A 26,247-nucleotide genomic window follows, 5' to 3' on the forward strand; every position below is an offset into this window, starting at 1 on the left:
TTTTTTTAGAAAATGAAATATTTACTACATAGTTTAATAAGAATTACATAAAGCAACATGAGAATATAAGATTATTAAGATATAGGAAGAAATCGAAAAATAAGATGCATCGGACTATATGTCGGTCGAGTGGCATGAAAGGATAAATATTTTTCACCAACAATTCTAGGCGAGCCATCTATCACTTTTTCCAGTTTGGCTCATCATCGTTCGCTGAAAAATAAAAACCCCATGCCCGAATCTTCGGAATGGGGATATATATGCAGTCGAATGACTATCCATCATTATGATAGTCTTACCATCGTTCTTCCGCGCAGTTTGCCCTTTAAAATATTCGATAAAGCTTCAGGAAGCTGCTCAAGAGTAATTTCCTGCGCAATCGATTCTAATAGTCTATCAGGTTTTAAATCGCTGGCCATTCGTTCCCAAATTTGTTTCCGTAATTCCATCGGGCAATAAACGGAATCAATGCCTAACAAACTGACGCCGCGAAGAATAAACGGAAAAACGGTGGTTGGAACGTCTGTGCCGCCTGTTAGCCCACTGACTGCTACAGCACCGCCATATTGAATATGACTTAGCACCGTCGCCAACGTTCTGCCGCCGACAGGATCAACGGCCGCCGCCCAACGTTGTTTATCTAACGGCCGAATTTTCTCAGCACATACGTCTTCCCGGGAAAGAATTTCTTTCGCGCCGAGTTCGCGCAAATATTCATGCTCCGTTTCTTTGCCTGTGCTCGCGACCACTTCATAGCCCCGTTTTGCCAGCATCGAAACCGCCAAGCTGCCGACACCGCCGGTTGCCCCAGTGACGAGTACCTTTCCTTTTTCCGGTGACAGTCCGTTTTCCTCCAAGCGATGAACCGACAGTGCCGCAGTAAACCCTGCCGTTCCTAGCGCCATCGCTTCTTTTAATGTCAATCCTTTTGGAAGCGGGACGAGCCAATCCCCAGGAATACGGGCGTATTCACTGTATCCCCCGTAATGAGTCACACCAATTTCATAGCCAGTCGCAATGACTTCGTCCCCTTCTTTAAAACGCGGATCGTTCGAAGAAACTACAATGCCAGCCAGATCAATCCCCGGGATAAACGGATATGTTTTTACAATTTTGCCATCGGGAATGCACGCCAATCCGTCTTTATAGTTGACGCTGGAATATTGGACTTTTATCAGGACATCCCCTTCTGGCAATTCATCCATAGTAACAGTTTGTACATTGACGGTAAAATCCGTTTCCGTTTTGTTCACTACTAACGCTTTGAATTCGCTCACAAGACATCCCCCTTAAAATTTTCCATATTCTTGACTTTACGATAGCAAAATTATTCTTGCCGGTCAAAATATTTTGCTGCTCCGGTCATTTTAGTTTCAACCGTTTACGTCTAATAGAAATTGCATGCCTACCCATTTTTTCGATGAACGTGACGTGCACAGGAGGGGAACACACACATGCGGCCTAACTATACTTCATATTTTTGCTAATATATCCGATAAAACCATCCCTGTTCTACGTATCCGCCCATACATGAACAATCTTCTTCCTTTTGGAAAAGAAGTCCATTTGTTTACTGTCCATGGTAAGGCAGGAAAAGCTCTTTTTTACACATATTCTCTAACACTGCTTTTCATTTATTTCCTCCCCCTCTAAATTCCATATAAATAATGCTCATAATATTATATTTTTATACCAATATCCAATTGACCAAGCTATTAAGTTAAATTTTCAAGAATTATCAATCTATTTATTTGAAATCGCTTACTATCGCCTCTTATAATTTGTAATAGAAAGTATTTCAGCATGAAAGGAAAGGATAGCTATGGAAGCGAAACAAACCGTATTTGTCAACGAGTTCACCAACGGAATTTTAGATCCTAACGGGGAAATGCTCGGTCCCGTGCAAGATGGCGGGTATATTGTTGCCAATACAACTCCTGGATGCTGGGGGCCGATGATCACTCCTTGTATTCGCGGCGGCCATGAAGTCACAAAGCCTGTTTTCGTGGACGGAGCTGAAGTAGGTGATGCGATCGCAATTAAAATTAAATCGATCCGCGTCACTTCTATTGCTACATCTTCCGGGAACGATAAGCCAATGGAAGGAAGATTTGTAGGAGACCCGTTTGTCGCCGTGAAATGTCCTGAATGCAAGACAATGTATCCAGAAACAAAAATAGAAGGAATAGGACCGAAAGCAATTCGTTGCGCCAATTGCGGGGCGGACGTCACCCCATTTGTGTTTACGAACGGTTATACGATGGCATTTGATTCCAACAAACAAGTCGGCATCACGTTGCATAAAGAAGCGGCAGAACACATCGCCCAACAAGGCCGCTATTACATGGCGACGCCGGACAACTCAGTGCAAAATCCGATCGTCACTTTTGCTCCTCATGATTTAGTCGGAACCATTGCCAGACTTCGCCCATTCCTTGGACAGCTTGGCACAACGCCTGCCCGGCCGTTTCCAGACTCGCACAATGCGGGCGACTTCGGGCAGTTTCTGATCGATGCTCCGCATGAATATGGAATCACAAAAGAACAACTCGAAGACCGTACAGACGGACATATGGATATTAATCGCGTGCGGGAAGGCGCCGTTTTGATTTGCCCTGTGAAAGTGCGTGGCGGCGGCGTTTATCTCGGAGATATGCACGCCATGCAAGGAGACGGAGAAATTGCAGGACATACAACCGATGTTGCCGGCATCGTAACGCTTCAAGTCAAAGTTATCAAAGGTCTGACGATCGATGGTCCAATTCTTTTGCCCGCCGCAGAAGATCTTCCCTATTTAGCAAAACCAATAACGAAACAAGAAAAAGAGATCGCGCTTGATCTTGCGCAAACATGGGGTGTGAAAAAGCTGGAAGAATCCCTTCCGATTTCCTTTATCGGAACAGGCGCAAACCTGAACGAAGCGACAGAAAACGGATTACAAAGAGCGGCGAAAGTGTTGGGCATTTCCGTACCTGAGGTGATGAACCGCGCAACAATCACTGGCGCGATTGAGATCGGCAGACACCCAGGAGTCGTCACCGTTACATTTTTATGTCCTGTCCATTATTTGGACGAAATTGGCCTTACGACGCTGATACGCGATCAATATCGCGATGTTTTGGAATGAACGATATTAAATGAAGAAATAGGAATATGTAGCGGAAAACAATAACTTTTCGCGCAAAAATAAGACTATTGACAAAATCTTCTCTGGATCCTCATTCACGCTATAAAACCGCCAGCTCTCTTTTCAAAAAAGAGCTGGCCTAATTTTTTTCGATATTGTATGCCTAAAAAGAATCTTAAACGTGACAACTTTTCAAACATTGCCCCAAACCGATGATGATTGCCGCAGCTTTGTAGTATAGTGAAATGGAGAAATATTTCACATGTAACTAGGAGGAAACAGACGATGATTGTGCACGAATTGATTGGTACAGAAACATTGTTTGCCGAGCAACTGAAAGAAGGGTACTACGTGATTCGTGAAAAATACAACAAGTTGGATGTTCAGCCGCAAGACACCGGTGCGTTTCAGCAAATCGACTGTGGAACAGAAGAAATCATTACCGTTGTTTTTGACCCAGGCACCGACTATTCCCTCATTTGTTTAGGCACATATACATTCGAAGCGAAAGCCCCTTCCCTTTCTGAATTGTGGCAAACACTTAAAATAAAACACCAAGATCTTTTTCAGCAAGGAATCTCTGTCTAGTTTTTGTATCTCTAGATCGGATGCACTTGATATAGTAAATCGAACCCCTTTACCTGCATTTTACTCCCGCAAAAATCGGCGGACAGGAATGCCTCAAAAAATAATTGTTGCTATACAACTAGAATTTTTGAATAAAATCGTCAAACGTCCAAACCGTGGATACATCAACATCACACTTTCGTTCATGAAAGCAATCAGTACTACACACCTATAGCCATTGCTGAATCGTGCATAAAACGGTATTTCCATAAAATAGAGCCGAACTGCCATCGTTCGTTATCTCGCCTGCTCTGCCGCAGATCGGCGATTAGTTTAAAAGAAAGCAGGGAACAGATGTATTCCCTGCTTTTTTTCCACACTCACTCCATGCGTACCAAACCGATCAGCCCCATAGAGACTGATTAACCAACTGGGAGATCACTTTCTATCTCTTGAAGCAAACACATTTTAGCTCAAATATTGCCCCGCCTCTTTTGGAAACACCTGTAACACATAAATGAACCTCTGGCGGCCAGGGTTTGTTGTTTTTACAATGTTTCCGCGAATGATCATTCCTGCTTTCGCATAAGAACGAACAAGCGGGATAATGGATATCGTATATTGTTTTCCGATTTCGGCGTGTTTACATCTCATCGTCGCGGCGGAAACATCGGTGATTTGAAATAGACTGTTTACTTGCGATCCTCGAACACACCTTCGTTTAGAAAAAAAGTAGATAAAAGAGAAGCGATAACCGCTTCTTTCCACTTAGTTTCTATATAAACTGACACTTGACATAACGGGCACGCATGATTATCTCTTCAAAAGGTGCATAAAAACGCATTTTTTCTATTAGTCCATCTTTGTTTCCTGCATATAAATTGAATAGGTTCATGCTGTTGTCTTATACATAGTGAACCAATAATTGTAAATGTTAATAAGCCAAGTAAAATAATGGCCCATGAAAACCTATCCAATCAAGTAATCCTCCTGTATAAAAAATGCAGAAGCCCGTTGACCTTTTCTTTTTTAGGATAACGAATAAAGTAGTGCCCGCAATTTTATTAAAATCATTGCGAGCACCATCTTATTACTTATTTAATTTTCCATAATGCATTTGTTAACGTATTTATTAAGAAGGAGAGATCGTCGTCCTCAATATTCAGCGGCGGCGATAATGTTAGCACGTTGTTGTATCCAGCAACAGTCGTGCCGTTTTTGCCAATAATCAAGCCGTTTTCTTTACAAATGCCAATCGCTTTATTCACAAACGAAACATCAAGAGGCTCTTTTGTGTCTTTGTCGGCGACTAGTTCAATTCCAATTAACAAGCCTTTTCCGCGCACATCGCCAACATAAGGGTGGTCTTGCAGTTTATTTTTTAATTCACTTAACAGCCATTCACCTGCTTCCCGCGAACGCTCAAACAAATTTTCCCTTTCCATAATTTCAATATTTTTCAATGCTAAAGCGCATGCTGCAGGACTACCGCCGAACGTGTTAACATGGCGGAAATAGTCGTATTCTTCTGTTCCTTTAAACGCCTCATAAATCTCTTTTCGAACAGCGGTTGCTGATAATGGCAAGTAAGCGCTCGTAATTCCTTTTGCCATCGTAATAATATCCGGCTTTACCCCATAGTTTATGAATCCAAACGCTTTGCCTGTCCGCCCAAATCCGCAAATCACTTCATCCACAATCAACAGGGCGCCATGTTTTTCGCACACTTCTTTTACGGCTTTCATATATCCTTCCGGCGGCATCAGCACTCCCCCACCGGTGATAATCGGCTCCATGATGACCGCCGCAATCGTTTCGCTCAACTCCCATGTCATCACTTCGTCCATTACTTTGACGGACCGTAAATCCCGCGGATTTTCCGCCTGATCATTGTCGCGGTAGCTGTCTGGAGGCGGCACATGAATAAACCCAGGCGCAAGCGGTTCATATTTGTACTTCCGTTGCGCTTGACCCGTTGCGGCAAGAGCTCCCAGCGAATTTCCATGATATGCCCGATACCGGGAAATAATCTTATATCGGTTATACTCTCCTCTTTGCTGATGATATTGCCTTGCGATTTTGAATGCAGTTTCATTAGCTTCGGAACCGCTGTTGGAAAAGAAAATGACATATTCATCCCCTAACAACTCATTTAATTTTTCGCCAAGCTGAATAGCCGGTATATGACTTTGCGTAAGCGGAAAGTACGCAAGTTTTTTTAGCTGTTCATAAGCTGCTTCCGCTAATTCCTCACGTCCATATCCTACATTCACGCACCATAATCCCGCCATCGCATCTAAATATTTTTTTCCAGTGAGGTCGGTAACCCAACATCCTTTCGCTTCTGTCACTACTAGCGTTTCATCAGGATTATAAGGTCTCATCGAATGCCATATATATTGACTATCTTTTGTCAGCCATTGTTGCTCATTTTGATGAATTTGAGCCAATTTCTCTTCCCTTCTTTCTATTGTAAAGTAAACTCCCTTCCACCTAGGCTTTATGTTAAAGCAGAGGGATTTTTTGGTAACATCCTACCAAGTGAGTAAATCCGTTCTTGCCCAGCTCCTTTCAAGATCGTGTTAAAAATCGAATCGAGAGGTAATCATTTTTTTGCGTGTATAGAAGTTCACTCCATCTTTTCCGTTTACATGAAGATCACCGTAAAACGAATCTTTCCAACCGGAGAACGGGAAGAACGCCATCGTTGCCGGTACGCCGACATTGATTCCTAACATTCCCGCATCCGCTTCTTCACGGAATTTACGGACAGCTTTTGCGTCTTTCGTATAAATGGTCGCGCCATTTCCATATCGAGATTTGCGAATATATTCAAGCGCTTCGTCCAAATCTTTGGCACGCAGCAAGCTAAGGACAGGCGCAAAGATTTCTTCTTTGGCAATCGTCATATCTGGCGTGACGTGATCAAAAATCGTTGGACCAAGGAAGTTTCCTTCTGGCATTTCCTCGATTTCTTTGCGTCCGTCCCGAATAAGTGTCGCCCCTTCTTCAATCCCTTTTTGAATGTAGCCTAATACTTTTTCACGATGGGACTGACGAATCACCGGAGTTAAAAGCACTTCCGGATCCATGCCATTTCCGATAACAATTTCATCCGTCTTTTGCTTGAGCAGCTGTACAAACTGATTATTGTCGCCGACCACAACAACCGCGCTGCAAGCCATACAACGCTGCCCTGCGCTTCCAAAAGCGGAACTGATCACGTGCTGCACCGCTGTTTCTACATCAGCATCAGGCATGACGATATGATGGTTTTTTGCTCCAGAAAGCGCTTGCACCCGCTTTCCTTGTGCCGCTGCACGCTCATATACATACTTGGCGACGGGCTGGGAACCGACAAAAGAAATAGCTTGAACATCCTCGTGATCGATGAGGGCATTAACGACATCATGCGCTCCATGAACGACATTGAGCACTCCTTCTGGCGCCCCAGCCTTTGTAAACAACTCAGCCAGTTTATTGGCTAAAATTGGCGTTTTTTCGGATGGCTTTAATATGAACGTATTCCCGCAAGCAATCGCCAATGGAAACATCCAAAGAGGAACCATCATTGGGAAATTAAACGGCGTAATTCCAGCGACTACCCCTAAAGGATAACGGAACATTTCAGAATCAATGCCTTCCGCAATTCCCGATAGCGATTCCCCCATCATTAGTGTTGGAGCGCCTGCGGCAAATTCTACGCACTCAATTCCCCTTTGAATTTCGCCGTACGCTTCTTTATATGCTTTGCCGTTCTCTTGAACAACAAGCGTTGCCAATTCTTCATGATGCTCGTTCAATAAATGATGGAATATAAACATAATCCGCGCCCGCTTAGGAACCGGTGTGTTTTTCCATGTTTCAAATGCATTTTTGGCAGCTCGGACAGCTCTGTCAACATCTTCCTTCGTCGAAATCGGAACCCGCGCCAGCACCTCCCTTGTCGCCGGATTCGTCACTTCCAACGTCTCTGTCCCGCTTGATTCTACCCATTGTCCATTAATGAAGTTTTTCAAAATAGTTGTTTCGTTTTTTATCACTGTCACCGCGAAAACCTCCTTTTTCTATAAGATTATTCAAAATTATTTGGCTTTACCAAAATTATCTCTTAATTTCCAATATCCTTCATTAGACAAAACGTAAAAATTATACATATGTTCATTCCACAATATGACCAGGGCGCCTTTTCCAAACGATGTTTAAAACTTCTCTACTTTTGTAGCGGGTTCACTTGTAAAATGCGAAATGATAAAACACGCATCCATCACAGACTAAATCGCAAAATATTCATAAATGAACTGACTAACCATTCACATTAAAAAAGCTGACTCAAAATACGATTGATCCTAAATATGCTACAGCAATAAATATAAAGTGACTATCAAGAAGCAAATGGAACTGCCGGCTTGGCTAAAGGAAACATTTAAAGATGGCCATTGCCATTAATGAAGAAATAATGGCCTACCGCACCTCTAGTGGAAAAGCAAGGGAAAATAAGGGATTTGCCACTACTGTCTTGGCCGCCAACAGAATTAAAATGCAAAATTGATTCTGCTCTTCTGCCAAAATGGAAGAATAACATTAAAGAAGTTATTAAAATCCCGAAAGGCACGGAACTCGGCTTTCTTATCGCCATCTTCACAGCAATCGTTCCATGCTGGAAAAGTCTACTATCCGAAAACATTATCTTCCAAAAATTCTATATGCTTAGTATGGAAGCTGGATGAATAAGGAAAAAGTCCTGGTTATCATTTGGAAAATAGTAATATATCATGATTTATCCTTATTTTACTTATGTTACCATTTAAATAGTGTACAAATGGGGGAGGGAATAAAGGTGTCATCCTTATTGGAATCTATTGAAAAAGAAGCAAAGCGCCGGTCTTATGCAGCCATGATCCGCTGCCTTCCATCCTATCAGGGGCAAGTAGAGGAAGCATTGGATGAATTTCACCATGGCTCGCATTCCTTTTACCGCGCAAATGACGAGTATGCTCCACATTGGCAGGGAGAGTCGAGGGGAGCGTATGAACTAGTATACTGGGACTTGCGGCAAATCGAGACACGTATTTATGCGACCGCAGATGATCTTCTTCATGAAATAAGCAGGGAAATCGCCCAAATTCGGCGAAAGATAGAGGAACGGCAATGACGACGATCCGAGTCAAACCAGAAGAGCTGGAAACGGTAGCGAAGCATGTTCCTGATGCAGAAGGCGCCTGCCAGCGTGCGCGTACCTTGCTTTCCTGGGAACTTCCCTCTCTAGCCATAGAGATTCCCGGCATCGGCTCTGCCGCCATCCATGAGCTTACAGATGAACTGCTTCATTGGCTCCGGCGCTATGAAGAAAAGCTGAATGAAGCGGAGGAGCTGCTGTACCGGGCAGCTGCGGCAATAAGACAGGCAGACCAAACGCTTGCTGACAACATGAAAGAATTCGGTCTGGAGCTTCTTGGCTGGTATGACTTGCAGCGATTGTTTGGAGAATACGACCCAATCACTGGAGAACGGATTTCAGGATGGGGCCGTCTGTTTGCGGGAGGAATGTTATTGTTGTCCGTCATTCCTCCAGCCAAAGGAGCGGGCGTCGCCGGCAAAGCGGGAATCAAGGGAGCGAAAGCGGCAGGAACCGCAGCGGATGTTTCCAATTGGTCTCACAAATGAAATATGTTCTCCGTTATGATAAAATCTTGCCAGCCCTGCAAGCGGTATACCACCAAGTCGTAAAGGCACCGATTACCAACACGATCCGTTCGTTCAAAAAGCAATGGAATGATCTTCTTGACAGTGTGCGATCTGTCCAATGGCAGCCGGCCTTGGCGGGAATTGGTCCATCGTCCCGTATATGGATGAGCGAAGCCAAGAAAGAAATAAAAGAAACGACGATGAACATGATTGGCAAAACTAGGGGTGCGATGGTTCATAAAGGATAGATAAAGGGATAAATGAAAGTCTTAGGAATAAGCCTGGGGTAGTGAGGAAAGTTTAAGTTTTAATTTCGATAGAAGTCTTCAAATGCAAACAAAACTAATGTACAATAAAGCGCCATTGGAATTATTCCAAAAGAGAGTCGAGATAAACTTATTGAAAAAAATTCAATTCTTTTGATGACTTTAGAAGAGAGTTTTGGAAATGCATTGCAAATTCGAGTTATGCCAAAGAATTTAATAGTCGAAATATTGCACGGATGTTAGAAGGGAACGCACCTATTGCTCCAAAGATTGAACATTACGGAAAAAATAATTCATATATACTTCACCATAAACAGCCTATTGAGAAAGGTGGAGAAGTTTATAATCTTGATAATCTAATTATTACATCACCTAAAATGCACCAAATTATTTTAGACCCTGTATACCACTTTGGTAAAAAAGGGTGATATCCTAAAAAGAGTGAATATTATGGAAAATAAACTATCTAAAGAGGAATTGATTGAACTTGTAAAAAAATATGCGATCCTAAATTATCTGATGAAGAGGTAAATATATCGATATTTTAGAAAAAAATGTGCCTCATCCAGTTCCAAGTGACCTAATCTTTTGGAATAAGGAAGAATTATCACCAGAGGAAATAGTAGAAACAGCCTTAAATTATAAAGATCGTAATTAACTGTGAAAATGATATAACAGAATGTGACTTTTTAGAAGCAAAAGTAATCTAAATCAACCGGTGTCCCAAAAACGATCACTTTTGGGACACCCTCTTTTTTACTACACGTTATTCAGCGCCCTTCCGTGCAAGATCGAACCCAGTCTCAGCACTTGATAATCATGCCCGCGCATATGAAAGGGCGCACTGATTCCAAGTAGTGGTCTTCTGCTTTCCAGCAACCTATTTTTAAATTTTTCCGTGTTGTTCCTAATGCTTTCCTCTTCACGATTAAAGCATGTTTCCCTAGGATAATCCAAATAAACAACGTGATCAAAATTCCCGCCATTCATGGCGTTGAAGAAATACTCCCTCGATGATAACAACGCGCTCATGTGATGATAATGAGACTGTCTTTCTGAACTGCATATCAAGTTCAGCGCTGCAGATCATTTTGTACATATTGGGTCTCGTTATTTGGCATTAAATATTCGTATGCTTTGATCATAAATTCAATAGCTAACCGTTTTTCCGGATTCATAAAATCGTCACCTAATAGTTTTTCTAATTTTTGAATGCGATGATAAAGCGTCTGTCTAACTACAAACAATCTTTTGGCTGTTTCTTTTTTCGAGCCGTTACATTCCAAATAAACCTTCAATGTTTCCATCAACTTTCCGTTATATTTTTTATCATGCTGAATAACAGGTTCTAAATATTCCATTACCACTTCATACAAATCGCTACACTTATGAATAAGCGAAATAATTCGATATATATGTAAATCCTCATAAAAATTGCTGTTTGCCTTTTTGCCGAGTTGATTTTGGATTTTAATGGTTTCTAAAGCAGTTCGATAACTTTTGTCCATATGAGAGAGGTTTTCTACGAATTTCCCGACTCCTATAAGGAATTTCGGCACTCTTTTTTTATTAACAAAATCAGATTTCAGCAAATATTTAATCCCCATTTTCATACGATTTTTCCATGTCTTTATATCACGCTTATTCACCATAATAAATACAACGCTATTGCGAAAATCAACAGGAAATGTGGAGAATCCTTGTTGTTCAAAAATCGTCCGGCACAACAATTTGAAATAAGTAATGTCTAAGTTCAAGTATTGTTTTGATGATTTAAATCGACAAATACTTACAAATCCACCTTTTGGTCTTAATTCTGTTTCATGATCTGTTAAATAATCGAAAATAGCTTCACTCGTATGCTCTCCTTCTAACCAGTCCTTTAACCATTCATGTTCTTGCGCTCGCTTTTTTTCTTCTACATATAAATCCCGCAGTAAATGTTGGGCAAGAGCAGTAGCCGTTCGATCCAAAATAAGAAGATCAAATTCATTAATTTCTTTGTCGATGGAAACAATGGATAGTTCCGCATATTCATTACCGAGGATTCGAATGGATTGAGAGGCTATCTTTTGCTGTGGACGAAGTGCAGAATCAAACTGTTGCTGCTTTTCATTGGATCGCTTCACATATTTCGGTACTAACTCTACTTCCTTTCCATTGATCCGAAAAATGACTTGATGGCCTAAATAATGATGCAGAAATTTTAAAATCTCATCATAATGATCAACCGACAACAATTTTTTGTTTAATTCTTGTGAATAAGACTCTAGATTGGAGATGATTTGATAATGCTGATTAATTAAATAAGTGTGGATATCTTGAGTGATTTCGACGAATGGGACTTCTTTGAGAAAGAGAATGATAGGAAATTGGTGTTCGTTCGCTAAGTCAATAACCTCTTGCGGAATGGAAGAAGCATAAGTTCCTATTTCAATGCATAATCCAGATGCATCGCATTCAATTAGCTGTCGCACAAAAGATATAAACAACGATTTGTTTTCCTTCCATCCCACTCCAGTGGATAAAATCAGTTCTTTTCCTTTCAATAGATTACTGATTTTGGTTACCTCCACGACGTGTACCCATTTTACCGTGCGATTCAACCCTTGGTGCCCAGCTGCAATTTGAATATGTTCAAAATGCTTCCTTTTTAAAACATCGAAAACCGTTAATTTGGAAGTTTTCATACACTTTTCTTCCCCCCTTTGCGCAACAAAGAATTTAAAAATATATCCGTTGTCTAAACAAAATTTACTTAAGAGTATTTATTTAAATTATAATATTTTGTTATGTTCGTTTAAATAATGGACCCTTAAAAGTATCTTTGTTTCTAATTAAATACCTTATGATTATGACTAAATAATCTTCTAGCGGTTAAACTAACTCCAGAATGCCACCAGCCGTCATACTTGCTGAAAAATGTGAAGCCCAGCATAATCGCCAACACTTTCTAAAAATCGTTTCGACTGTTTTGCAGCACTACTGTTGGTGAAAAATCATGATTTATATTTATATTCCTTCCTATTCCAATTCGTCCTAGCATCCTTTTTTAGAATGATTATATTGGAAACCAAAAATATGTAACAAAATATGTAAGAATACTTTACGTATTTTTTAGATTAAAACTGATACTAAAGTTGAATAAGAAGGGGCGAGGCTAACCCCCGAGCCTTTCTAGCGATAAGCGCTTGCTTCCTTCACTTAAGACTTTCACCCTATAGATAACGTCTAAGCAAGGGTATGGCAAAAGTGCAAAAAAACGCCGACTCACCCCCACCGCCTACGCCTCTCCCAGAGGTGAAGGTCTTTTCGGCGCTTATGATAAAATTCCGCAGCTATTCTTTCTCCTTATTATTTTTTACCATTCAGAATTTATGTTCAGCGCTTGAGGCAATTGCTCTTATTTATCAGTAAAACTACTGTGTCTGTTTCATTTGACGGATTAATAGAGAGGAAAAATACTTACGAGCATCCGCATTTTTAATATGCAATGTTTGTGTGGCGTCCTTTTTTCCTGAAGAGTCTGGCAGTTTTAATTCGAATTCGACGAAAGCCCCGCTTAAATTTTCTCTAACATTTTTGATATAGTATCCTTGTTGAATCAAACAGTCGATTTTATCTCTTTCTTCCAAAAACTCTTGATAAGACATCTGATTACCTCCCCCGTTTTCTTAAAAATCATTTGCTTTCCTTTGCATTTCCGTCGAACTATGCGATTAAAAGCTTCCAAGCGATCATAATTTTTAAAGATTTACTATAATATTAAACTAGAATTCATGTTACATTTTTGTAGCCGTTTCAGGAGGCAAGAAAAGCGGTTTTTAAATTGTTAATTTCTCGTCCTGCTTGGAAAGCGTCAAAGTTCCGTATTTTGCCCGTTTTAAATATTGCCCGTACCCTGGTTTTCCGACAAATTGTTTATCACGGACGACAAACTCGCCTCTAGATAGAACCGATACCGGTTCACCTGTTATTTTCATTCCTTCGAATGCATTGTAGTCAACGGCCATATGGTGTGTTTCAGCCGAAATCACCCGTTCGATATTCGGGTCAAAAATGACTAAATCCGCGTCAGAACCTACCGCGATTGTTCCTTTTTTCGGGAACAATCCAAACAATTTGGCAATTCTTGTCGACATAATGTCGACAAATTGATTTAACGTGATTCTTCCTTTCTTTACCCCTTCACTGAAAAGAATGCTAACGCGATCCTCAATCATCGGCCCGCCATTTGGAATTTTGGTAAAATCTCCTCTGCCAAGTTCTTTTTGTCCTTTAAAATCAAACGAACATTGGTCAGATCCCAACGTTTGCAGCTGGCCGTTTTTCAATGCATTCCACAATACCTCTTGATGCCATTTTTCACGAAGCGGAGGGGACCAAACATATTTCGCGCCTTCAAAATCAGGCTTTTCTAAATACGATTGGTCGAGAACAAGATATTGCGGACACGTTTCCCCCCATACATCCAACCCTTTATTGCGTGCTTCCGCAATTTTTTCAACCGCTTGCGCACATGTCACGTGAACAACGTAAAGTTGTGAACCGGCAAGCTCTGTTAATTGACAGGCGCGCCCGGTCGCTTCCCCTTCCAATTCTGGAGGCCGTGTTAATGCATGGTAAATCGGATCCGTATTCCCATCCGCGAGCGCTTTCTTCGTTAAATAATCAATCACATCCCCATTTTCCGCATGAACCATAACGAGCGCTCCAAGTTCTTTGGCAGCCACCAGCGTGCGGTATAACGTCCCATCATCTGCCTGAAATACGTTTTTATACGCCATAAACACTTTAAAGGATGTAATTCCTTCTTCTTCAATGACTTTCGGCAGCTCTTCCAATACTTCATCCGTAATCTCACTAATCATTAAATGAAAGCTGTAATCAATAACCGCTTTCCCCTTTGCTTTGTTGTGCCAAGTTTCGATCGCTTTTTTCAATGGTTCCCCTTTATTCGTTAAACAAAAGTCGATGATGGTCGTTGTCCCGCCAAATGCCGCCGCAATCGTTCCTGATTCGAAATCATCCTTTGTCACCGTGCCGCCAAACGGCATATCTAAATGCGTGTGCGGATCAATGCCGCCTGGAAATACGTAATATCCTTTCGCATCAATCACTTCGGCTCCTTTTTCCTCTAAATGTTGGCCAATCATCGCAATTTTCCCGTCTTTAATGAGCAAGTCCGCTTCATACGTATCCGTTGCCGTAACAATCGTTCCATTTTTTATAATTTTTTTCATTTATACATCCCCCTTTAATTTATGGAAAAGATTATTTTACATCAACGCTACAGCTGCTAATTCCGCCAATGACTGCCTGACGCTCATTCCATGTCATCGGCGGATGTTCGCTTGGAATTTCGATCATCTCAATTGCGCCATCCACCGGACAGACGATCGAACATAAATTACACCCTACGCAATCTTCTTCGCGGACTTTTAAATACTCTTTTCCATTTTCAACCGTTAAACGATCGATGCATTGATGAGAAGCATCTTCACAAGAGATATAACATTTATTACAATTAATGCAAACATCTGTATTAATGCGGGCCACCACTTTATAATTAAGATCGAGGTCCCCCCAATCGGAGTATTTATGCACTGCTCTCCCAACTATATCCTTAACGGAAGCAATTCCTTTTTCATCTAGGTAATGATTCAGTCCTTCTATCATATCTTCAATAATACGGAAGCCATGATGCATGACAGCCGTACATACTTGCACACCGGTTGCCCCCATAAGCATAAATTCCACTGCGTCCTTCCAGCTGGATATGCCGCCTATGCCGGAAATCGGCACATGAATCCGCGGATGGCGGGCACATTCGGCAACCATGTTCAAAGCGATTGGTTTAACCGCTGGACCGCAATAACCTCCATGTGCTCCTTTCCCCGCCACATGCGGAATAGTATTCCATGTGTCCAAGTCAACTCCCATTAGGCTATTGATCGTATTGATCATGCTGATGGCATCGGCCCCGCCTTGGGCAGCCGCTTCGGCCGTCGCGGTGATATCTGTAATATTAGGAGTCAGCTTAACGATGACAGGCGTCTGCGCCACCTCTTTCACCCAATATGTTTGCTTTTCCACAAGTTCAGGCACTTGCCCGGAAGCCGATCCCATTCCCCGTTCCGCCATCCCGTGCGGGCATCCAAAATTCAGTTCAAGCCCGTCTACACCCACATCCTCTACTCTTTTCACAATTTCATGCCATTTTTCCCTTTTTGGCTCGACCATAAGGGATGCCACGACAGCTCGGTCTGGAAAGCGCTTTTTTGTTTCATAAATTTCTTTCAAATTCACTTCAAGAGGACGGTCCGTAATCAACTCGATATTGTTAAAGCCCATCACACGTTGTCCATTAAAGCTCACAGCCGCAAACCGGGATGATACGTTTAAAATCGGTTCACCGAGCGTTTTCCAAACCGCTCCGCCCCAACCGGCCTCAAACGCTCTTTGCACTTGATAACCGGAGTTGGTTGGAGGCGCAGAAGCGAGCCAAAATGGATTGGGAGACTTTATTCCTGCTAAATTAATGCTTAAATCTGCCATTTTCTTGCCCTCCTCTGTTAAAAATGACGATATCAGGCAGTTTCGCTCACTGTTTTTGTTAAATATTGATGTATCGCATAGGCTGCCTCTTTTCCTTGCTGCGCAGCGGTGACAACCATCGCTTCTCCTTGTCCTTTCGCAAAAATGACATCACCACAGGCAAACACTTTTTGATTGGATGTTTGGTAGTTTTCCGGATTCACTTTCACAACACCATCATCATGCTCTAATCCAAATTCCTGAATGAGATCAAGGTGCCGCGTCTGGCCGATTGCTTTAATAACGACATCGACTCGCATCGTAAACTCGGATCCTGCAATCGGAACAGGACGACGGCGTCCGTCTGCATCTGGTTCTCCTAACTGCATACGAATGCATTCGATATGGGTCACTTTTCCGTTTTCATCACCAATAATCCGTTTCGGTGCAGTTAACCAGCGAAACTCGACGCCATCTTGCTTGGCAAACTCGTATTCAAAATCGTACGCTGTCATTTCCTCTTTTGTACGACGATATAAAATTTTTACATTTTCCGCTCCCAAACGCACCGAACAAGTTGCGCCGTCAATCGCAGTGTTTCCGGCACCAATGACAACCACTCTTTTCCCGACGAGCTTGCCAGTCAATGGTTTTGTTTTCGTTTCTTTTACAAATTCAATGGCATCGTACACTCCGTCTAAGTCCTCCCCTTCAATGCCCAACCGCGGAACTCTTCCCATACCGACAGCCAAAACGACGGCATCGTAACGATCTAAAAGCTCCTTAGCGGAAATATCTTTTCCAACCCGCGTATTGGTGCGAATTTGTACCCCTAAACTTTTGACTTGATTCACTTCCCAAAACGATATTTTCTGCGGAAGCCGAAAGGAAACGATGCCATACGTATTAAGCCCCCCTGCTTCTCTTTCCGCTTCAAAAATGGTGACTGTATATCCCATTCTGGCCAATTCTCTAGCGGCAGATAATCCCGCAGGACCACCGCCGACAACAGCCACTGTTTTTCCGTTTTTCTTTCCTGCCTGAAACAATACTTCTTCATTCTGAATGGCCCAATCTGTCGCATATCGTTGCAGCTTTCCAATCATGATCGGTTTTGTGGAATGGTTCAGAACACAAGCTCCTTCGCACAATTCCTCCGTCGGGCATACCCTTGCACAGCTGGCGCCGACGGGATTGGACAACATAATGGTTTTTGCTGATCCTTTTAAGTTTCCGGACGCAATTTTCTTGATAAAAGCCGGAATATCAATTCCTGTAGGACAAGCTTTAATACAAGGCGCATCATAACAATATAAACATCGGTTGGCTTCTTCTATCGCTTCTCGATCAGTTAAACCCGGCTCCACTTCTTGGAAGTTCTTCTCTAAATCAGAGAGTGATCGATTCATCGCAAACAACCTCCTTCTTCTTAAAAAAAGGGAATAGAGTAAAACTCTAATCCCTTTTAAGTTTTATGGCAGCAACGCTGTCATTTCATTGTAAGTTTCCGGGCGGCGGTCTCTATAAAACTGCCACGTATCGCGAACTTCACGAATCAACTTTTTGTCCATCACACCGATGACGACCTCATCTTTGTCACGGCTTCCCATCGCAACAAAGTTGCCTCTCGGATCCACTAAATAAGACTGCCCATAAAATTCTCCCATGTTCCATGGAGCTTCATATCCAACCCGGTTGATGGCGGCGACATAATATCCGTTTGCCACTGCATGGGCAGGCTGTTCCAGCTTCCACAAGTATTCGGAAAGACCAGCTACCGTCGCCGACGGGTTAAACACAATTTCAGCGCCTTTTAATCCTAAAATTCTTGCCCCTTCTGGGAAGTGGCGGTCATAACAAATGTAAACGCCTATTTTGGCAAATGCGGTATCAAATACCAGATATCCTAAATTCCCTGGTTTAAAATAAAATTTTTCCCAAAACCCATATCCTTCGTTGCCTACGCCAACATGCGGAATATGCTGTTTTCGATACTTTCCTAAGTATGTGCCGTCTGCGTCAATGACAGCGGCTGTATTATAATAAGTAGCAATCCCCTCTCTTTCATAAATCGGCAGAATAATGACAACACCTAATTGCTTCGCCAGCTCTTGAAACCGTTTCGTCGTTGGCCCGTTTGGAATTTCTTCCGCGGCATCATACCATTTTGTATTTTGCTCCGCACAAAAATATGGACCGTAGAAAATTTCTTGCAAACAGATGATTTGCGCTCCCCGGTCTTTTGCCTCCTGCACCAGTTTTATATGTTTTTCAATCGCTTGTTCTTTATGGACTTCCACCGGCTCATCCCCGTGAACACCATGTGACGCTTGAATAAGACCGATTGTTACTTGATCAGCCATCTCTCCATCCCTCGCTTTTCTATATTTTCTTTCATTTACCAAAAAGGACATGCTGATGATACAAAATGTAACCCATAATCCCCCCTTATCATTAATGAAAATCTATCCATAGATCTGAACTTTGAGAATATTCTACCTATTTTAGATAAGCTTTTCATTATACACTATGTTAAATAATAGGAAAGATTTGTTTTTCATTATGTAAATTTGATGCTCTTACGACATCTTGATGCCAATTAGAATTTTTTAGCTTATATGATTACCTTTCGGACACCTACTTAAAGAGAAACTGCATATTGATCACAAATAAATATGGCAATGTTAATTATATTTACATACTTTACATAATGAAAAACATGCCTCCCTGCTTATTTAACAAAACGTATAATGAAAACATTATTTTTAATAATTAAAATATTTTTAAATTTATTTTTATACATTATTACTAAGTGGCGAGGGAGGATCTCGATGAAAACGCAGATTGAACAAAACGGTATTGTAATCTTGACAGATGAAGCAACGAAGATGGTAAGCAAAAGCAAGCTGTGGAACGATGATTTGCGGCCAACTACACTGAAAGAACATTCATGGAAGGGAATAAACTTTGCGACTTTGTGGATCGGCATGTGTTTATGCATCCCTTCCTACACTATGGCTAGTGGCATGATTGCTCTAGGAATGAACTGGTGGCAAGCGGTTGGAACAATTTTTCTCGGCAATGTTATTGTTCTTATCCCGATTTTATTAAATTCACATGCTGGAACAAAATTTGGAATCCCTTATCCTGTTTTTGCGCGGCTTTGGTTTGGTGACAAAGGAGCACACATTCCGACCTTAGCCCGCGCAATTGTAGCTGCTGGATGGTTCGGGATTAATACATGGATTGGAACGGGTGCAATTGATACATTGCTGGTAGCCTCGTTTCCTGTCTGGGGAAAATTTCCAGGACATACAGCTATCGTATTTGCTTTGTTTTTGGCATTGAATGTAGGAATTGCTTATAAAGGCCCCGAGGCCATTAAAAAACTAAGTTCCATCGCTGCACCTATAGTAGGTATCTCTTCAGTCATCCTCCTTATCTGGGCATTCACTCGCGCCGGAGGCTGGGGCCCGATTTTCGAAACTCCTTCTCAATTCAAGACGACCGGCGAGTTTTTAAAAGTATTTTTTCCATCTTTAACGGGCGTTATCGGTTTTTGGGCTACACTCGCTTTGAATATTCCCGACTTTTGCCGCTACGCGCAAAGCCAAAAATCGCAAATAGTCGCTCAAAGTTTATCTCTTCCGATTACCATGACCGTTTTTTCTTTCATTGGAATAGCAGTTACATCGGCGACTGTAGTAATTTTTGGGCAAGCGATTTGGGATCCTGTGCAACTCCTTGCCAAGTTTCCACCGTTTGTGATTCTTTTAGGAACTATTGTAATTGTTATTGCTTCCTTAACCATTAACGTCGGTGCTAATGTTGTAGCGCCAGCCCGCGCCATTGAGAATTTGTACCCGAAACGAATTACGTTTGGAATTGGTGCTATCATTACTGGATTATTCGCTATTTTATTACAACCATGGTATATAATGTCTAATTTTGGCAACTATATATTTGGCTGGCTCGGAACATACGCAGCTTTACTTGGACCAATTGATGGCATTGCAATTGCAGACTACTGGCTTGTCCGTCGGAAACAATTAGATCTTAAAGAGCTATATGAACCTAATGGCCGTTACAATTATGCGAACGGTTTTAATAAAAACGGAATTCATGCTCTTGTAATCGGGGTAGCCGTCCCTATACTAGGCTTACTCATTCCAGCTCTTCATTTTCTCTGGGATAATGCTTGGACTTTTGGATTGTTTATTAGCATTGGCGCCTACACCTATTTAATGAGAAAGGACAAAAGTGTCTTAAAAGAAGGAGAATACGAGCAAATTACCATTGTAGAAACTCTTCCCCGTAATGCAAAAAGGATAGAAACACACTTATAAAGAAGAACGAAAAGATGTTCAACGCGTTCATACAATCCTATTTTGTTGTGGTGCTAATGGCAAGTGTATATTCGGGAACATGCATACAAGAGTTCTTAACGAACCGATTAAATAAACAAAGAAGAGGAGGGGATGTTTATGATTGGGCACAACGCTAGCTTACAAAAAGGATTGAAAGAACGTCACATGACAATGATCGCCATAGCCGGGGTCATCGGTGCAGGTCTTTTTGTGGGGAGCGGAGCCGTCATCCATTCCACAGGCCCGGGAGCGATTGTTTCCTATGCATTAGCCGGATGTTTAGTCATTCTTGTAATGGGGATGTTAGGGGAAATGGCTGCAGCTCATCCGACGAGCGGTTCCTTTTCCGCATATGCACACGATGCTATTGGTCCTTGGGCTGGATTCACCATCGGATGGCTCTATTGGTTTTTCTGGGTGATAGTGATTGCCATTGAAGCAAATGCAGGTGCTTCTATTATTCAATATTGGTTGAAGGATATTCCTATATGGTTATTAAGCTTAATTCTTACCATATTATTAACGCTCACAAATATTTGGTCAGTGAAATCTTACGGAGAATTTGAGTACTGGTTTGCCTTTATCAAAGTCATGAGCATTGTTTTGTTTTTAATTATCGGAGTTGCTTTCATATTCGGCCTCTATCCTGGCAGCACCCCAATTGGATTGAAAAATCTCATCGGACATGGAGGATTTATGCCCCATGGCATCAGTTCCATCCTTTCCGGAATTGTCGTGGTGATTTTTTCGTTCGTTGGGACAGAAATTGTTACGATTGCCGCGGGAGAATCCGACGAACCGCAAGAAGCGGTCTCTAGAGCGACAAAGTCAGTTATGTGGAGAATTCTAGTCTTTTATATTGGCTCCATTGCCGTGGTAGTCACTTTATTGCCTTGGAACTCGGCAAACGTTTTAAAAAGCCCCTTTGTTGCGGTGCTTGAACACATTGGCATCCCGGCCGCAGCCCAAATCATGAATTTTATTGTATTAACAGCCGTCCTATCTTGTTTAAATTCGGGACTATATACGACTTCACGAATGCTTTATTCTCTGGCCGAGAAAGGGGAAGCCCCTCGGCAATTTCTTAAACTGAATAAAAACGGCGTACCAGCACGGGCCGTTATGGCCAGCACATTCTTTGCATATATAGCAGTCATCATGAATTATGTTTCGCCGGACAAAGTGTTTTTATTTCTTGTGAATTCCTCCGGAGCCATAGCGCTTCTTGTCTATCTAGTCATTGCTGTTTCACAATTGCGTATGCGCAAAAAACTGGAACATCACACCCCTGAAGCATTAAAGATCAAAATGTGGCTATTCCCGTACTTGACTTATTTCACGATCTTGATTTTATTGGTTATACTAACCTCTATGCTGTTTATCAAGTCTATGGTTTCACAATTGCTACTGACGCTCTTAATTACTGTCATAGTTATTATCTCTTACTTCGCATTTGCTAAAAAGCGTGTAGAAATCAACTACCGCCAACAAGCATCTCCGCTAATTAAAGACAAATGATATATTAATAGCCAAGCAATCCGCTTTTAAAAAGATTTTTATCACTGGTGCGCCATCATGAGGAGACCGATTGGTGGTATTATTCTCTGCAAGCTGGCAGAATGAAGCAGCCCGAATCCTATACTCATAGGATTTAGGTTGTTTCATTTCTTTTGGAAACGTTAGCGGTTAATATTGGTGTATGGCATCCTTCACCTCTTCGCTGTAGCGAACCGTAACACTCGGTCATGTCTTGAGTGACCACGAACTTCTTGTCTTCCATTCCCCCATTCATCTTTTTAAAAGCTTTTTAGCATCTCTACCTCCGCCTTCAGGCGCTTAATCTTCGTTTCCGGATCTTCTCAGTCTTCTTTTGCCTTTCCTTGTTTTCCCCCAGACTTTACATTTCCTTCCTGCTCATAGCGTTTCACTTATCGACGTACTATGGAATGATCGATCCCTCATTCTTTAACCACCGTTTTGTAGCCCATCTCTCTTTCAATATACATCTTAAACTTCGTATTTTCCCATCGGAAAATCTCTTCTATTATTTAACAGCGAACAAGCAATTATCATATTATAATCGTTAAGACATGTCAAATTTCTTCTCCATAAAAAATCCCCTTCCAGCAGGCTTTCAAGAACATCATATCTCATTTTTGCTGCCTGCTTGCAGAGGATAACACCAAAAAGCAGAAGCATTTCGGCTTCCGTCCTTCATCTTTTTCTCTCCGTTTGTCTTTTCTTGTCTATATGATCGGGTTATACTGTTTAATGAGGAGGTGAAAGAGATGGAACAAGAAACGGTATTAAAAGAAAGCTTAAAGGCGCTCGATCTGCACGCATCTGACTTTCGTTCACAAATCGCTGCATTAAACGGAAAAATCGACACAATGGACAAAAAAGTAGAAACATTAAACAAAAGAGTTGAAGCATTGGACAAAAAAGTAGAAGCATTAGACAAAAGAGTTGAAACATTAGACAAAAAAGTTGAAACAATAGATAAAAAAGTCGAAGCGATGAATGATGAATTTAAAAGAAAGTTTGCGGAAATGGACAAGCGGATACAAGAGATGGACGACCGGTTGGAAGGCAGAATCGATCGGCTAGAAAATGAAATGAAATGAATGAACGGTTTAACCGATTAGAAACAAAAATCGACAATTTACGCATTGAACTCATCGAAACACAAGAAACCGTCGATTTCCACTCAGCCAAAATCACCCAACACGAACGAAAAATCCGCAAGCTCTCCCAGCAACAATAACCTCTCCAGCAGTAACTCAACTCCTTTCTGCGTTCTCTCCACGATGAACTTGCCCCCATCGCTGAACAATGGGGGCGTTCGTTTGTGATTTTACAATTAGTCCAAACATGTGTGATCATACGTGTTATGGCATAAAAAGATCGACAAACGATAATGAAATAAAAAACAAACAGATAATGTTATTGGTTTTTAACCATTCTTTCAACAGCTTGCTTCCTGTTAGTGGCAATTAAGAATTGTAGTGTTTGGCAATTAAGGATATGCATATTTATTGCATATTCACCGCTTTACATGGAGTGGCGAGTATGATAGGCTTATATGCCTTGCAAAGTCCTGTGGCTTGCCCTCTTTGCCAGAAAGCATGCCCGCAGAGGCTCCATGTCAAGCGACAACAGGTATGAAATTTTATACAGATCATTGAATATTCTTATTTGCCATTTCATGCATTTTTTAATTGCCAAAAACACTTGCTTCCGGCTTCATAAGATAAATCATCTGCATCATGCTTTATTCGTCGATTATCATTTTCTTTTTCAAACAAAGCAGGCGCGAATCCCCCATTAACCAGCGCGGAAAGCAACACCCCGTAATAGTAATCCGCTTTGCAAATCGTTGTCATAGTTTTTACCCTCCCTTTGTCACAGATAGAAAGACTTGGTTAATCTGATTCTATCAATTTTTGTAAAAACATGGTGTAAAATATTGTCAAGTGCACAAAAAAAGCAGAAGCCTTTATGGCTTCTGCGTGAAACATTAACGTCCGAGCTTCCGCAACATAAACGCATCGACGTCATTTTTCGGACCGACAAACTCAATATCCGTGCCGGTTACTTCCAAAGTATTTGCAAGCAAGTTCTATTTTTAGCTTCAGAAAAGAAGCATATGTTTTTAATCTTGACTAGTAAAAGTTACACAAATAGTCTAATGCCAAACTTTTCAGCAGTATGAACTTGTCAGTATTCTCCCCACTCTTCTGCTACCATTGAATTTGAATTAGGATAAGTTACATATTGAACCTCATTTAATCGTTTTCTCAAATAATTTTCTAACTCTTTATTAGTGCAATAGACAAAACATCCTTTCTGGCCTCGTGTCAATAAAGTTCTGTATGTATTTCGAATAATTTCATCCGCAAGTTTCAAAGCCTCTTCTGGTTTTTCCTTCATCATTTTTCTCAAACCTTTCAATGATTGGTCCGTTTTAGCGCGCTTCGTATAATCTGTTTGAACTTGTCCGTCTTTATAGATTAAATCATCCCCAATAATGACGCCTACATAGTCAAACTCTAGTCCTTGGCACGTATGGATGCAGCCTGCCTGGTGAACAGAATTTTCATCAATTGCCCATGTTTCGGAACTGGCAAGATTCCAACTCATTCTAAAGTTATATTCGGGAATAACAATATCGTGAATATTTGGGTTGTTTTTTCCTTCTTTGATCCAATCCCAACAATATCCGGCTACTATACGGGATTTATTGTTTACTTTATTTAGCCTTTCGATTTCTTTACGCATTTCATTCGGATTGGAGTAAATCCGAAAATCATAATTGCTGTCGAAGTAATTGTAGTTTGCTGTTTTACGTATTTGCAACACATCATCAATCCAAGCTAAATAACCATCGGAGCCGTTGCAGCGAAATTGAGATTCGAGTTTCATTTTAGTTATGCTTGCTTTATATTCGTTCGCGAATTTTTGAATCATCTCTATACTTCCAATATCCTTTAATGTAACACGTTGTCGTTCATCGATGAAAAAAATAGCCAGTTTTGATGCATGGATAATTTCTTTTATTTGGTTTTCTCCAAGATTCTGAAACATGCCTGATTTCTCATTAAGACGGTGTGCTTCATCAACAATAAGAACGTCAAATTCATTCGAAAGCGCATTAACATAGCTCCCAGAACTAGTAAACAAATTATCAATATGATTTTTTCGAAAATCACCTTTTAGCTTTCGAGCATATACTTTTCTTGGTGCAGCGTTTTTCGTAACGTATTGACAAACTAGATTGCGGTTAGTCAATTCGACAAGCAGATTAATCGCCAAGACGGACTTCCCTGTTCCCGGACCACCTTCGACAATCAGCACTTGTTTTTGATTTGTATTAACTGCTTTCGCTGCTAATTGAAGCGCTTCTTCGTATACAACCTTTTGGTCATCGATCATGATAAATTCTTGATTACCTTTTAGCATACTATTCAAAGAATCTTGGAGAGACTTTGATGGGCGAATGCGTCCGTTTTCAATTTTATAGAGATTCTCCTTGTTATCCCCGTATTTTATATATCGTTTTATAAAGGAACGTAACTTAGCAGCATCTCCTTTTAAAAATAGAGGAGCTTTATTTATATAATATTGATATATCTCGTCAGTCACGGGGTCACTTTTCCCTAAATGGATATAATTATGTAAATAGGCGCACGGATAAAGCTGAATATCATCATTTTGGACGGTTTCATTGTAATCTTTAATCAAAGACGCATAAGACCATGCTTGATAAGATGGGTGAGTTGTCTCTACAAAATGACGATTAATCATCGTCTTTACTATCGCTTCTTTACCATCTACCTTTTCTACACTTTCCCATTGTTTTAATTCGACAATGACGACAGAATGGTTATTACACTCATCTATCCCAGAAATAAGAAAGTCTACTCTTTTAGAAGTATGAGGAATTTTAAATTCAATCGCTATTCCTGTATTGCTTGGAATTTCATGATCACTCAATACGCGATACATATATTGCATTGAATTATCCCATGCCCGAATCTCACGCTCGTTTATTCCGCCAATTTTGGCTTTAAAATTTTCGCAAATATTTTGTACGAGCTTATCCTCAAATACATCATTTAAAAATTCTTCTTTCGTTGCTTCATACACAATCATCTCTATCACCTTTTTATGGCATAATTAAAGATTTTTCTATATC

Annotated in this window: 18 protein-coding genes and 4 pseudogenes; 9 read left to right on the forward strand and 13 right to left on the reverse strand. The window is 41.1% G+C overall.

Annotation, left to right across the window (positions count from 1 at the left end):
- Positions 1-284: 284 nt before the first annotated feature.
- Positions 285-1,277 (reverse strand): NADPH:quinone oxidoreductase family protein, encoded by a 993-nt coding sequence (locus MWM02_RS12240; RefSeq protein ID WP_064550861.1) that lies wholly within the window; start codon positions 1,275-1,277, stop codon positions 285-287.
- Between the two features lie 545 nt (positions 1,278-1,822).
- Here MWM02_RS12240 and MWM02_RS12245 point away from each other — a divergent pair.
- Entirely contained in the window at positions 1,823-3,127 is a 1,305-nt protein-coding gene (locus MWM02_RS12245; protein ID WP_244402135.1) for an acetamidase/formamidase family protein, read from the forward strand.
- A gap of 285 nt (positions 3,128-3,412) precedes the next feature.
- Entirely contained in the window at positions 3,413-3,715 is a 303-nt protein-coding gene (locus MWM02_RS12250; protein WP_064550863.1) for a hypothetical protein, read from the forward strand.
- Between the two features lie 447 nt (positions 3,716-4,162).
- Here MWM02_RS12250 and MWM02_RS12255 read toward each other — a convergent pair whose 3' ends face one another.
- The 3 genes from MWM02_RS12255 to MWM02_RS12265 form a co-directional block, all read right to left on the reverse strand.
- Entirely contained in the window at positions 4,163-4,348 is a 186-nt protein-coding gene (locus tag MWM02_RS12255; RefSeq protein ID WP_244402136.1) for a hypothetical protein, read from the reverse strand.
- 440 nt (positions 4,349-4,788) lie between these two features.
- A complete protein-coding gene (locus MWM02_RS12260) occupies positions 4,789-6,144 on the reverse strand; it encodes an aspartate aminotransferase family protein (protein WP_064550866.1) in 1,356 nt (451 codons plus the stop codon).
- Positions 6,145-6,276: 132 nt separating this feature from the next.
- Positions 6,277-7,743: a CoA-acylating methylmalonate-semialdehyde dehydrogenase gene (locus MWM02_RS12265; RefSeq protein WP_244402137.1), complete on the reverse strand. Its 1,467-nt coding sequence runs from the start codon at positions 7,741-7,743 to the stop codon at positions 6,277-6,279.
- Positions 7,744-8,534: 791 nt separating this feature from the next.
- On the opposite strand from MWM02_RS12265, the gene MWM02_RS12270 reads away from it, so the two are divergent.
- From MWM02_RS12270 to MWM02_RS19490, 4 genes and pseudogenes are all read left to right on the forward strand, one after another.
- On the forward strand, positions 8,535-8,849 hold the full coding sequence (locus tag MWM02_RS12270; protein WP_244402138.1) for a DUF5082 domain-containing protein: 315 nt from the start codon (positions 8,535-8,537) through the stop codon (positions 8,847-8,849).
- A pseudogene (locus MWM02_RS12275) lies at positions 8,846-9,627 on the forward strand (pre-toxin TG domain-containing protein); the annotation flags it as partial. The gene MWM02_RS12270 and the pseudogene MWM02_RS12275, both read left to right, overlap by 4 nt.
- A 58-nt stretch (positions 9,628-9,685) precedes the next feature.
- Positions 9,686-10,076: pseudogene (locus MWM02_RS12280) on the forward strand (hypothetical protein); the annotation flags it as partial.
- Between the two features lie 22 nt (positions 10,077-10,098).
- Positions 10,099-10,306, forward strand: a pseudogene (locus MWM02_RS19490) (bacteriocin immunity protein).
- Between the two features lie 415 nt (positions 10,307-10,721).
- Here MWM02_RS19490 and MWM02_RS12285 read toward each other — a convergent pair.
- From MWM02_RS12285 to MWM02_RS12310, 6 genes are all read right to left on the reverse strand, one after another.
- On the reverse strand, positions 10,722-12,338 hold the full coding sequence (locus tag MWM02_RS12285) for a PucR family transcriptional regulator (RefSeq protein ID WP_064550871.1): 1,617 nt from the start codon (positions 12,336-12,338) through the stop codon (positions 10,722-10,724).
- A 729-nt stretch (positions 12,339-13,067) separates the two neighbouring features.
- On the reverse strand, positions 13,068-13,301 hold the full coding sequence (locus MWM02_RS12290; RefSeq protein WP_244402139.1) for a hypothetical protein: 234 nt from the start codon (positions 13,299-13,301) through the stop codon (positions 13,068-13,070).
- Between the two features lie 171 nt (positions 13,302-13,472).
- On the reverse strand, positions 13,473-14,891 hold the full coding sequence (gene hydA, locus MWM02_RS12295) for a dihydropyrimidinase (protein WP_064550873.1): 1,419 nt from the start codon (positions 14,889-14,891) through the stop codon (positions 13,473-13,475).
- A 31-nt stretch (positions 14,892-14,922) separates the two neighbouring features.
- Positions 14,923-16,206: an NAD-dependent dihydropyrimidine dehydrogenase subunit PreA gene (preA, locus tag MWM02_RS12300; RefSeq protein ID WP_244402140.1), complete on the reverse strand. Its 1,284-nt coding sequence runs from the start codon at positions 16,204-16,206 to the stop codon at positions 14,923-14,925.
- Between the two features lie 32 nt (positions 16,207-16,238).
- Entirely contained in the window at positions 16,239-17,594 is a 1,356-nt protein-coding gene (locus tag MWM02_RS12305) for an NAD(P)-dependent oxidoreductase (RefSeq protein WP_244402141.1), read from the reverse strand.
- A 63-nt stretch (positions 17,595-17,657) separates the two neighbouring features.
- Complete coding sequence (locus MWM02_RS12310) at positions 17,658-18,548, reverse strand: nitrilase-related carbon-nitrogen hydrolase (RefSeq protein ID WP_064551278.1); 891 nt, start codon at positions 18,546-18,548, stop codon at positions 17,658-17,660.
- 468 nt (positions 18,549-19,016) lie between these two features.
- Between MWM02_RS12310 and MWM02_RS12315 the strand changes: the two genes are divergently transcribed.
- Positions 19,017-20,531 carry an NCS1 family nucleobase:cation symporter-1 gene (locus MWM02_RS12315; RefSeq protein WP_244402142.1) on the forward strand — a complete coding sequence of 505 codons (1,515 nt, stop codon included), beginning with the start codon at positions 19,017-19,019 and terminating at the stop codon, positions 20,529-20,531.
- Positions 20,532-20,669: 138 nt separating this feature from the next.
- Positions 20,670-22,070, forward strand: coding sequence for a GABA permease (gene gabP / locus MWM02_RS12320; RefSeq protein ID WP_244402143.1), 1,401 nt, complete (start codon positions 20,670-20,672; stop codon positions 22,068-22,070).
- A 489-nt stretch (positions 22,071-22,559) separates the two neighbouring features.
- On the opposite strand, the gene MWM02_RS12325 is transcribed toward gabP, so the two are convergent.
- Complete coding sequence (locus MWM02_RS12325; RefSeq protein ID WP_064550878.1) at positions 22,560-22,751, reverse strand: hypothetical protein; 192 nt, start codon at positions 22,749-22,751, stop codon at positions 22,560-22,562.
- An 89-nt stretch (positions 22,752-22,840) separates the two neighbouring features.
- Here MWM02_RS12325 and MWM02_RS12330 point away from each other — a divergent pair.
- Positions 22,841-23,316, forward strand: a pseudogene (locus tag MWM02_RS12330) (coiled-coil domain-containing protein).
- Positions 23,317-23,755: 439 nt separating this feature from the next.
- On the opposite strand, the gene MWM02_RS12335 reads toward MWM02_RS12330, so the two are convergent.
- Positions 23,756-23,935, reverse strand: coding sequence for a hypothetical protein (locus tag MWM02_RS12335; protein ID WP_064550880.1), 180 nt, complete (start codon positions 23,933-23,935; stop codon positions 23,756-23,758).
- A gap of 334 nt (positions 23,936-24,269) precedes the next feature.
- A complete protein-coding gene (locus tag MWM02_RS12340; RefSeq protein ID WP_064550881.1) occupies positions 24,270-26,204 on the reverse strand; it encodes a DUF2075 domain-containing protein in 1,935 nt (644 codons plus the stop codon).
- Positions 26,205-26,247: the final 43 nt, after the last annotated feature.

This window comes from Parageobacillus sp. KH3-4 (assembly GCF_022846435.1).
Lineage (GTDB): Bacteria > Bacillota > Bacilli > Bacillales > Anoxybacillaceae > Parageobacillus > Parageobacillus thermoglucosidasius_A.